The 10,075-nt window shown below is 69.0% G+C and carries 11 protein-coding genes and 1 tRNA gene; 8 read left to right on the forward strand and 4 right to left on the reverse strand.

Going from position 1 to position 10,075, the window contains the following annotated elements:
- The first annotated feature begins 12 nt into the window (after nucleotides 1–12).
- The 3 genes from C470_RS04605 (at nucleotide 13) to C470_RS04615 (ending at nucleotide 3,079) form a co-directional block, all read left to right on the forward strand.
- Complete coding sequence (locus C470_RS04605) at nucleotides 13–693, forward strand: hypothetical protein (RefSeq protein ID WP_008365604.1); 681 nt, start codon at nucleotides 13–15, stop codon at nucleotides 691–693.
- Complete coding sequence (locus C470_RS04610; RefSeq protein ID WP_008365606.1) at nucleotides 694–1,371, forward strand: metal-dependent hydrolase; 678 nt, start codon at nucleotides 694–696, stop codon at nucleotides 1,369–1,371.
- A 106-nt stretch (nucleotides 1,372–1,477) separates the two neighbouring features.
- The gene (locus C470_RS04615) at nucleotides 1,478–3,079 is read left to right on the forward strand and encodes a phytoene desaturase family protein (protein ID WP_008365607.1); all 1,602 of its coding nucleotides are present in this window, start codon (nucleotides 1,478–1,480) and stop codon (nucleotides 3,077–3,079) included.
- A gap of 39 nt (nucleotides 3,080–3,118) precedes the next feature.
- Here C470_RS04615 and C470_RS04620 read toward each other — a convergent pair whose 3' ends face one another.
- The gene (locus C470_RS04620) at nucleotides 3,119–3,685 is read right to left on the reverse strand and encodes a PAS domain-containing protein (protein ID WP_007994163.1); all 567 of its coding nucleotides are present in this window, start codon (nucleotides 3,683–3,685) and stop codon (nucleotides 3,119–3,121) included.
- A 187-nt stretch (nucleotides 3,686–3,872) separates the two neighbouring features.
- Here C470_RS04620 and C470_RS04625 point away from each other — a divergent pair, with 187 nt between their 5' ends.
- Nucleotides 3,873–5,414: an Ig-like domain-containing protein gene (locus C470_RS04625; protein ID WP_008365609.1), complete on the forward strand. Its 1,542-nt coding sequence runs from the start codon at nucleotides 3,873–3,875 to the stop codon at nucleotides 5,412–5,414.
- A 15-nt stretch (nucleotides 5,415–5,429) separates the two neighbouring features.
- Here C470_RS04625 and C470_RS04630 read toward each other — a convergent pair whose 3' ends face one another.
- Nucleotides 5,430–5,750, reverse strand: coding sequence for a hypothetical protein (locus C470_RS04630; protein WP_004598326.1), 321 nt, complete (start codon nucleotides 5,748–5,750; stop codon nucleotides 5,430–5,432).
- Between the two features lie 201 nt (nucleotides 5,751–5,951).
- Between C470_RS04630 and C470_RS16500 the strand changes: the two genes are divergently transcribed.
- From C470_RS16500 to C470_RS04645, 3 genes are read left to right on the forward strand one after another with little or no spacing between them, the layout of a single operon-like run.
- Nucleotides 5,952–6,197 carry a type II toxin-antitoxin system HicB family antitoxin gene (locus C470_RS16500; protein ID WP_449271929.1) on the forward strand — a complete coding sequence of 82 codons (246 nt, stop codon included), beginning with the start codon at nucleotides 5,952–5,954 and terminating at the stop codon, nucleotides 6,195–6,197.
- 2 nt (nucleotides 6,198–6,199) lie between these two features.
- Nucleotides 6,200–6,445, forward strand: a complete 246-nt coding sequence (locus tag C470_RS04640) for a hypothetical protein (protein WP_008365612.1) — start codon at nucleotides 6,200–6,202, stop codon at nucleotides 6,443–6,445.
- A gap of 9 nt (nucleotides 6,446–6,454) precedes the next feature.
- Nucleotides 6,455–6,739 carry an integrase gene (locus C470_RS04645; protein WP_008365614.1) on the forward strand — a complete coding sequence of 95 codons (285 nt, stop codon included), beginning with the start codon at nucleotides 6,455–6,457 and terminating at the stop codon, nucleotides 6,737–6,739.
- A gap of 948 nt (nucleotides 6,740–7,687) precedes the next feature.
- Here C470_RS04645 and C470_RS04650 read toward each other — a convergent pair.
- Both C470_RS04650 and C470_RS04655 read right to left on the reverse strand, forming a co-directional pair.
- Nucleotides 7,688–7,759 (reverse strand) — tRNA-Ala (locus tag C470_RS04650).
- 82 nt (nucleotides 7,760–7,841) lie between these two features.
- Nucleotides 7,842–8,405 carry an SRPBCC family protein gene (locus C470_RS04655; protein WP_004598329.1) on the reverse strand — a complete coding sequence of 188 codons (564 nt, stop codon included), beginning with the start codon at nucleotides 8,403–8,405 and terminating at the stop codon, nucleotides 7,842–7,844.
- A gap of 555 nt (nucleotides 8,406–8,960) precedes the next feature.
- Here C470_RS04655 and C470_RS04660 point away from each other — a divergent pair.
- Nucleotides 8,961–10,075 (forward strand): ABC transporter ATP-binding protein (locus C470_RS04660; RefSeq protein ID WP_008365618.1); only part of this gene is annotated, 1,115 nt, incomplete at its 3' end.

Consider the following 10,075-nt stretch of genomic DNA (forward strand, 5'->3'; position numbering starts at 1 on the left):
GTCAGCGATGGTATGGCACCGCCGCTCGTGAGCGCGGCCGTGGGCGCGCTGCTCGCGGCCGCGCTGCTCGGGGACGCGTTCGACCGACGGTCGGTCGCGGTCGTCGTCGCGGCCGCGCTCCTCCCGGGCCTCGACGCGGCCGCGAGCCTCGTCGTGCCGGGGGCGACGAACGCGCTCTTCCACGCCGTCTGGGCGCCGCTTTTCGCCGGCGGGCTGCTGTACTGGGACACGACGCACCGCGCGGAGTCGGCGCTCCGAGCGCGCGGCGGCCGGCGCGCCGTTCGGGTCGCGTGGGTCGCGCTCGCGTCGCTCGTCGTCGCGGGGATCGGTTCGGCGCTGTTCGCCGGAGAGGGCGCGGTCCTGCTGTACCCGTTCGAGGAGGCGCGCTACGCCGTCCGGGGCCGACTCGCCTACTCGACGCAGGAGGGGGTCGTCCAGACCTTCGTCGCGCTCGGCGCCGACGGCCCCGGCCTGTTGCCGCTCGAGAGCGTCGACGCCGCGACCGCGGAGCCGGTCGCCTCGTGGATCAACCCCGACGGGCGTCCCGGGATCGACCCGGGCGCAGACCGGCGGTTCGACTTCGTGGAGAACGGCTGGCAGCTGGTCGTCGTCGCCGCCGCGGCCGCGACGCTCGCGGTCCGGTTCCGGGGTCGCGGGGGAGACGCGGCGACCGACGGCGGGGGGTTCCGCTGAATGCCCTCGACGGTCGTCCACGCCGGGTTCGCCCTGCTGCTGGCGGCCGGGCTGCTCGGGGCGTACTACGACCGGCGCGCGCTCGCGGTCCTGCTCGTCGTCCTCGTGCTCCCGGAGGCGGACAGTTTCCTCGGCGCGATCATGCCCGGCGCGCATCGCACGGTCGGCCACAACTTCGTGCTGCCCGCGGTCGCGGCGCTGGGGCTGTACTACGACACGCGCGTCCGGGAGCGGTCGCTGCTCCGCGACCGGCTCTCCGGCCGGTGGATCGCGGTCGCGTGGGTCGCCGTCTTCGTCCACGTCTTCGCGCACGTCGCGCTCGACTGGACGCACCTCGACGGCGTGAACGCGTTTTGGCCCGTTCGAGACCGGTTCTTCCACCTGGGCGGCGAGGCGTTCTACTCGACGGCCGACGGGTTCGTTCAGACGTTCGTCGACGTACGCGTCGACCCGGAGACGGGGACGCGGACGGTCGACGCGGGCGCGGGCGGCACCAGCGAGTCGGTCCACGTCAGCAACCCGGTCCAGCCGCGCGACCCCGACCTCGACGTCGACGAGCCGGTCGAACGACGGTTCCCCGTCGCCAACGGCGGGTGGCGGCTCTACCTGATCGGGCTCGGGCTGTTCGCCCTCGGCGCCCGACGGCTCCAAGGGGACGACGTCGGGGGTGACGCCTGACGGGTGCGAGACGACGCCTGACGGGTGCGGGAGAACCGAGCGACGGCGACGCCCCTAACATGGTATGACCGCAGGGTAAACGTTCCCGGACGCGTAGGCGGAAGTGATGTCACCCCAACCGGACGCGGGCCTGTCGGACGCCGCGGAACCGCTGGCCGGGGAGTCGATCGCGGTCGTCGGCGCCGGCTTCGGCGGGCTCTCCGCGGCCAGCTACCTCGCCGACGCGGGGGCGGACGTGACGCTGTTCGAGCGCAACGACCACCCCGGCGGGTACGCCGGGCGGATCGAGCGCGACGGGTTCCGGATCGACACCGGGCCCTCGTGGTACCTCATGCCGGAGGTGTTCGACCGGTTCTTCGAGCACTTCGGACGGTCGACCGACGACTACTACGACCTGATCGAGTTGGACCCGCTGTACGAGGTGGTCTGGAAGGACGGCGACCGCGCGTCGATGCCGGCCGACCGCGCGGGACAGAAGGCGCTGTTCGAGTCGTACGAGTCGGGTGCGGGCGAGGTGCTCGACGAGTACCTCGCGGACGCCGCGGAGGCGTACGAGCTGGGGATGGACCGGTTCGTCTACCCGAGCCGGTCGCGGCTGCGCGACATGGTCGACGCCGACGTGCTCCGCTCGGGCCGGGCGCTCCCGAAGCTCCGCGAGATGGACGACTACGTCGGCGACTACTTCGACAGCGAGAAGCTGCGTCAGATCGCGGAGTACAAGCTCGTCTTCCTCGGCGGGTCGCCGTACAACACGCCCGCGATCTACACGCTGATGAGCCACGTCGACATGAACCTCGGCGTCTACCACCCTGTCGGGGGGATCGCGAGCGTCGTCGACGCGATGGCCGACCTCGCCCGCGAGCTCGGCGTCTCGATCCGAACGAGCGAGCCGGTGACCGCGGTCGAGCCGTCGGTCGCCGCGTCCGTCCCGAAGTTCACCGTCGAGACGGAACGGCGCGGGGGGGACGGCGGCGCGGCCGCCACGGCGCGGAGCGACCGCTTCGATCGCGTGGTCGCGAACGCGCCCCCGCCGCACGTCGAGCGCGACCTCCTGCCCGCCGGGACCGTCGACCGCGAGTCGTACTGGGAGTCGCGGACGTACGCGCCCTCGGCGTACCTCGCGTACCTCGGCGTCGAGGGCGACGTGGACCTGGACCACCACACGCTCGTGTTCCCGACCGACTGGCGTCCCCACTTCGACGCCATCTTCGACGACCCGGCGTGGCCCGACGACCCCGCGTACTACGTCCACGTCCCCTCGAAGACGGACCCCGAGGCGGCGCCCGACGGCCACGAGGCGGTCTTCCTGCTCGTCCCGCTCGCGGCGGGGCTGGAGGACGACCCGGAGACCCGCGAGCGGTTTCGCGACCTGGTGTTCGACGACCTCGCGGAGCACGCGGGCGTCGACTTCCGCGACCGGATCGTCTTCGAGGAGACCGCCTGCGTCTCAGACTTCCGAAAGCGGTTCAACGCGCCGCGCGGAACCGCGCTGGCGCTGTCGCACACGCTCGAACAGACCGGGCCGCTCCGCCCGGCGCACCGCGCGCCCGGCGTCGACGGTCTCTACTACGTCGGCGCGTACACCAACCCGGGAATCGGGATGCCGATGTGCCTGCTCAGCGGCGAACACGTCGCCGAGGCGGTCGTGGAGGACGCGACCGGCGGCGGCGTGCTCCCGTCGGTCGTCCCGACGTCGACGCTGCGGTGAGTGCCGGTTCGGCGTCCGCCGCTTGGTTCGGGGGACGCGTCACTCCGGGGCGTTCCCGCCGGCTTCTCGCGTCTCGGTCGACTTCGGCTCCTGCGCGGCGATCCAGTGCGTGACCGTCCCCGCGTCACCGAACAGCGGTCGCAGCGAAACGAGGGCGGTGAACGGGGTTCCGTCCGAGCGGCGGTTGCGGATCTCGACCGTGACTCGCGACCACGTCGACAGGGCCTCCCGGAAGTCGGCGCGGGCGTCGCGGAAGTCGGCGCGGACCTCGGCGTCCGGGTCCGGCGCCTGGAACAGACGGGGATTCCGCCCGCGGAGGTCCTCCATCGCGTACCCGGTCCAGTCGCGGAACCAGCGGTTGACGTAGACGATCGGCGTGTCGCGGAACGCCGGGCCGGTGAGGGTGAGACCGAGCGGGAGGTCATCGAGCGCCCGGACGCGGTCAACCAGCATCGCCTCGCGCTCCGCGCGGTCGTCCGGGTCCGCCGACCGGGGCGGAACCAGCTCCCCGTCGAGGCCGTGTTCCTCGACGAGCGTCGAGAGGCGTGTCCGAAACGAGCCGCGGTCGGCGTCGACCGTCGCGAGAACGTCGCGTCGGAGCGTCACACGATCCGTTGGCGACCGGTCGACAAGCCAGTGTCGTTCGGCGGCGGCCACCGGTCTCCGCGGTCGGCGCCGAGTCGATCCGGGCTGAAAGCGACGAGGCGAGGGTGGGTCGGGCTCCGCGACGCCACACCTAATCGCTGGTTGAAACGAAGGTTATATGTCTCCGTCTCCGAGCCCCCGGTAACCGATGCGCAACGCAAGCGCCGTCGCCGCCGTCGTCCTGCTCGTCGCGCTCGCCGGCTGTGGCGGGCTCGGTGGAGAGATGGCCGGTCCTCTCGGGGCGCCGTCCCCGTCGATCGAGTCCGTCGACGCGCCGGAGTCGCTCGGCCACGACGAGCGGGCGACGGTCGAGGCGACCGCGCGGTGGGAGGGCCTCGCGGACGACGCCGACGACGCCGCGGGCGAAGGGTCGTGGAGCGCGAACGCGACGCTCGACCCGGTTCGGGTGACGGTCCGCGTCGGCGACGCGACGCTGCTCTCGGAGAACCGGTCGGTCCCCGCGAACGGGACGATGACGGTGACGGCCGCCGTCGACGCCGCGGCGCTCGACCCGGGCGAACACGAGATCAGGGTGAGCGTCGGGGAGGCGAGCGCGACTCGCACCGTCGTCGTCGAGGAGGCGCGGCCGGCGGCGTTCGCGGTCTCCGAGATCGAGGCCCCCGAGAGCGTGGCGTACGGCGGGGACCTCTCCGTCACGGCGACCGTGACCAACGTCGGCGACCTGGCGGGGAACCAGACGGTCCGGATCCGGTACGGGACCGGCGCGAGCGCGAACCGGACGGTCGCGCTCGACGGCGGCGCGGAGGCGGAAGCGTCCGTCACGTTCGCGGACGTGCGGCTCGACGGCGGCGACTACCCGGTCGTCGTGACGACCGCGAACCGGACGCGCGAGCGGACCGTCTCGGTGGTACACCCGAGCCCGTACGGGAAGACGACGCTCGACCTCTACGTCGACGACGAGGCGGTCGACCGGAACGTCTCGGCCGTGGTCGCGGCCGCGACGGGCTACTGGGAGCGCACCGACGAGCGCTACCTCGGCTACCCGGTCGAGTACGAGCGCGTCGACGACGCGGACGGCGCGGACGGCGCCGACGTCGTCCTCCGGTTCGACCGCGTGGAGCGGTGCGGCGTGGAGGAGACCAACGAGACGCGGTACTTCGGCTGCGCGGACCTCCTCGTCGACGAGCCGCGGACGCCGATGACCGCGACCGTCGACCCCCGGCTCTCCGACGCGGAGATGAACGCGACGATCATCCACGAGCTCGGCCACGTCCAGGGGCTCGAACACGGCGAGGAGCCCGCCGGCCTGATGAGCGCGACGAGCACGCTCGCGACGCACCAGCCGGTGAAGGTCCACCTGCGCGCCGACGACGGCGCGGTCACGGGCCCCGTCGAGGACGAGGTCGCTGCCGCGCTCGACTACTTCGCAGGGCGCGACGACCTCGCCGGGAGCGACCGGTTCGCGTGGGAGTTCGTCGACAGCGCGCGCGAGGCGCACGTCCAGATCACCTACGACGAGCGCGGCGACGTCTGCTTCGCCGACGGCGGCGGCTCCTGTACGGTCGACGGCGAGTACTACGGGCAGGAGGACGTGCGGCTGGAGGAGTTAGACGAGGAGGTCGTCGCGTGGCACGTCGGCGCGTCGCTGGCGCCGGTGCTGCTGGAGGAGGTGCCGCCGGAGCTTTCGCGCGAGACGGACCGGCGGGAACGGGAGCCGTGGCCGGAGTAGGGATCGGGCGGCGAGCTACTCCCGGTACCGCGCTTCGAGTTCGTCGGTAAAGTAGACGTACCGGCGCTCGACGCGTTCGAAATCCGTTCCGGGGATGAGAATCGATTCCTCCGGTGAGCTGCTGTCGCGCACCGTCTCCTCAACCCGCTCGGTGGTGACGAGTCCCCTCGATTCGAGGCTCTCGATGGCCGTTTCGGCGCTGCCGTCGCTGCCGAGAATTCGGAGTTCTTCCGCGGGGAGGCCCTCCTCGATCATGAACTCGAACGTGTCTCGTTCGATGACCTCGCCCACCTCCAAGACGTCCTCGACGAGTCGTTCCTCGGCGTCGGTCAGCACGGTCGGCTGGTCGTGTGTCGCTATTTCACTTTAGCGTTCGTGCGGGAAAGCGGTCGCGGAACAGGTGCCGGGAACCGAAACCTGAGCTCCCGGTGAAGTGTCTCGCGGTTCAGCCTCACTTCGGCGGCGTCTCGGAGCGACAGAACGCTTATTCCACGGTGACGACTACTACCAGCCATAAGCACTGGCCGAGAGATCCGCCTGATCGAAGAAGATGAGGGCGGTTGGTCCGCGATCGACGAGGACCTCGGCGTCGCCTCGTGCGGCGATACTCGTGAGGAGTCGCTGGAGATGCTCGACGAGGCGGTAGCCCTACACACCGGCGAGGCCGGCGAGCCGGTCACCGACGATGACCTGGAGGAGCTGAGCCTCGATCCCGACGAGGTGCCGGACGAGGCGGGCGTGCCCGACGCTCCGTGGTTCGACGACGCTGACGAGACGGCGTAATCGTGGTCCGGCAGCGATTCACCGGTCGGGAGATCGGCTCCGTGCCGACGAACACGAACTACACTCCCGTCGGCCGAACCGGGAGCCATCTCAAACTGCGATACATCCACCCGAAGACGGGTGAGACACGGAACGGTACGGTCCCGATCGGCCACGGGATCAGCGGCGACACGCTCCGAAACATCGCCGACCAGTGCGGTGCCGACGACTTTCACGCGTGGTGCCGCTGGATCGACGAGCATCGCTGACGCGCTCACATGCGGCCCTTCTCAGTCCGGTCGACGACCACCTCGCCGACGCGCTCGACCCGGTTGGGGGTCAAGTCGTCGGGAACGTGGTCGCTCCGACGCTGGCTCCAAGATGCCCACGAGCAGCTCGCCGAGGAGGAGGACGACATCGGCTGGGAATTCCGCAGTACGCACGACCTCTGCCGAACGTGGGCGAGTACGCTCGCGGATGCGGAGGTCGACCCGCTGCTCGTTCTCGACTGGGGCGGCTGGGAGGACCTAGAGACGTTCCTCGAACACTACAACGGGACCTAAGCCCGGCGGCGCAGCGCCGAGCGCGAGAGAAGGTCAGCTGGCTCTAAGCCGCCGATATACGTCTGAAATACGGGAAGCGAGTAACGCAAAACGCGTGTTGTGGGGCGTGTGGTCGTCATCTGCCCACACGAACCTATACCATCGAGCAGCTGCTTTTACAGCTGCGTGACGAGAGTACGCACTAACAGTGCAACTGTCGTGCGCACCTCGATCTTGACTTCGAGGGTAATGCTCGAACCAGGGCCGAACGTGTTGTGGGACGTGTCGACCCGTCTCAACCGTTGCGCGCGAATCACCCAATAACGTTGATCCAGCAGATCTTGTGATGCTGATGAGAAACTGTCTATAATAAGCGAGAGTGTGTGACAGTATTCGAACTCGTATGAGTGAAATAACGGTCTGAGGACGAAGTCACACGTGCGGAGAAGGTGGTCTAATTCGACCTCGGCTCGTTGCGCTCGTGTGAACGCACGATAAAAAGGAGATATTCAGTCCGCCTGCGACACGCTCCGTCCGACACCGAGATCGAGCGCTCGCTTCGCGGCGAGCCGCTCGACGACTTCGGACTGCGCGCGAGTGGAATAGGGTTCAAATCTCCACTCGGTACAGATGTGCGCCGCTCGCGACGTTGCTCGCGGCGCAAAATCATGGACTCGCGGGGGTCCCGCGAGCGAGCGCAGCGAGCGAGTGGGACCACGCGAGGGAATGACTGAGCGAACGATGTGAGCGAAGGAATGGACTCGCGGGGATTTTGAACCAAAACCAGACGTGCTCGCTCGCTTCGCTCGCTGCGCGCGACTGGTAGGGTTCAAATCCCCGCTCGGTATAGATTTGCGCCGCTCGCGACGTTGCTCGCGACGCAAAATTATGGACTCGCGGGGGTCCCGTGAGCGTCAGCGAACGGGACCACGCGAGGGAATGACTGAGCGAACGAAGTGAGCGAAGGAATGGACTCGCGGGGATTTGAACCCCGGGCCTTCCCCGTGCCAGGGGGATGATCTACCACTGATCTACGAGCCCTCGAACGCATCCGTTCGTTCCCCGCTGGATATATTAAGGCCTTCGACTCGGGCACGGGAGCGGCGAACCGCCCCGCGGGGCGTCAGATCCGGTCGGAGTCCACGTACACGTCGAGGTCGACGTCCCGCGTCGACCCCTCTAAGTCCTGGACCGCGCGCTCGACCACGCGCTCGGCCTCGTCTCTGATCAGCGGGATCGCCTTCTTCAACACCCAGTCGAACGAGACCAGCCGCGGGAGATTGAGCGCGTCCGAACTGGCCGACCCGGGGTCGAACTCGACTTCGAGCGCGACCTCGCAAGGGGCGTCGTCGCTCGGGGTGGCGTCCGTCTCGGCGGAATCCCCGTCGCTCTCGACGCGTTCGGGCGGCGTCACGCGCCAACAGCCGCCGGCGTCGATGTCCTTCGTGATCTCCCAGTCGATCCGCTCGGGCGGCTCGACGCCGGTCACCTCCGATCGAGCGGTGTAGGAGATCTTCCACCACGCGAACGTGAGCGCGTACTTGGTCCCGGGGCCGCCGTCGCCGGTGACGGTTCGGACCTCTCGGAGGTACTCGGAGTAGTTCGCGTACTGCGGGAAATCGAGCAGGAACGCGTACACCTCCTCCGGGTCGGCGTACACCTCCGTACTCACGACGAGTTCGTCCACGTAGATGGGTTCGAGCGGCGCTTATTAAACGGACCGGCGACGATACGCATTCAATCTTGCTGCGGTGGTCGCTGTCAGACCTCCGGACGCTCATTTATAAATGGCCCATTGCGGATCGCCGTCGAACACCGCCAAAGCCCCAGCTCGATTATAAATTACGGTCGGCGATCCCGCGACGAACACCGCCAAAGCCCCAGTCGCGAGGCGACCGTACGCTCGCTGCGCTCCTCACTCGGTCGCTCACTCCGTTCGCTCCCTCGTTCCGGTGCTTACGTCGCCTACGGTCGCCTCGCGACTGCCCCTTTGAGTCCCGCCCCACACCGCTCCGCACAGCACCTCCCACCTCCCCAGCCTCGCCGCTCGCGCTTAAAAGCGCTCGCGGCGTCCCTCGCGCGTGCTCCTCGCGGCCGCCTTCGGCGGCCACTCGGAGGCACGCGCCACCGCACCCGGTCGGTTATTTATAAATAAGAAGTGTTTCCAGAACCAAGACTGGCGGAACCCGGAACGGGCCGCCGAAGCCGCCGGATACATGGGGCTTCCGGCGCTCGTACGCCCATGGCTGCCGACGAGCGCAACGCCTTCGAAGTGTACCGCGACCGGGTCGACCGACCCCTGGGGCGGCTGTTCCGCGAGTACGGGGCGTCGGAGGCCCACTGGCTCGTCGTCGGGATGGCCGCCAACGTCGTCGCCCGCGTCGCGGGGCTGATCCCGCCGGTCGTCCTCGGCGTCGCTATCGACGCCGTCTTCACCGGCACGGGACCGTACACGCTCCCGGTCGTCCCCGACGCGTGGCTCCCCACGGAGGCGGGCGCGCAGTTCCGCCTCTCCGTGCTGCTCATTTTCGGGTCGTTCATCGTGACCGGCGTGTTCACGTACGTCTACGGCATCGCCGCGAACAACTTCGCCCACCGCGTGATGCACGCGGTCCGCACCGACTCCTTCGACCAGATGCAGCGGCTCGACATGACCTTCTTCGACGACAAACAGACCGGCGAGGTCATGTCCGTCCTCAACAACGACGCCTCGAACCTGGAGGTGTTCCTCGACAACGCCCTCCAGAACTCCGCGCGCCTCGGCGTCATGCTCGCGGGCATCGCGACCGTCCTCGTCTACTACAACTACGAGCTCGCGATCGTCACCCTCGCCGCGATCCCGCTGATGTTCCTCTTCACGCTCTGGTTCATGCGCGCGGTCGAGCCCCGCTACGTCGCGCAGCGCTCGGTCGTCGGGGACCTCAACACCGCCCTCGAAAACGCGCTATCGGGCGTCGAGCTGGTCAAGACCTCCAACACGGAGGCCCACGAGAGCGAGCGCGTCGAGGACGCCTCGTTCTCGTACTTCAAGCGCACGATGTCGATCCTCCGGCTCAACTACGTCTACCGGCCCGGGATGGAGCTGCTCGCCGGGCTCGCCTTCGCCGCCACCTTCGCGGTCGGCGGCTTCTGGCTCGCGAACGGCCCGCCGGGCCCGTTCACGACGGAGCTGACGGTCGGGACGTTCGTCACCTTCGTCCTCCTCACCCAGCAGTTCGTCGCCCCGCTCGCGGAGGTGTCGAACATCATCGACCAGTACGAGAACGCGAAGGCCTCCTGCGAGCGCGTGTTCGGCCTGCGCGACATCCCGGTCCGCATCGAGGACGACGACGACGCGATCGAACTCGGCGGCGGGAC

The organism is Halorubrum distributum JCM 13561, assembly GCF_000337395.1.
Classification (GTDB): domain Archaea; phylum Halobacteriota; class Halobacteria; order Halobacteriales; family Haloferacaceae; genus Halorubrum; species Halorubrum distributum.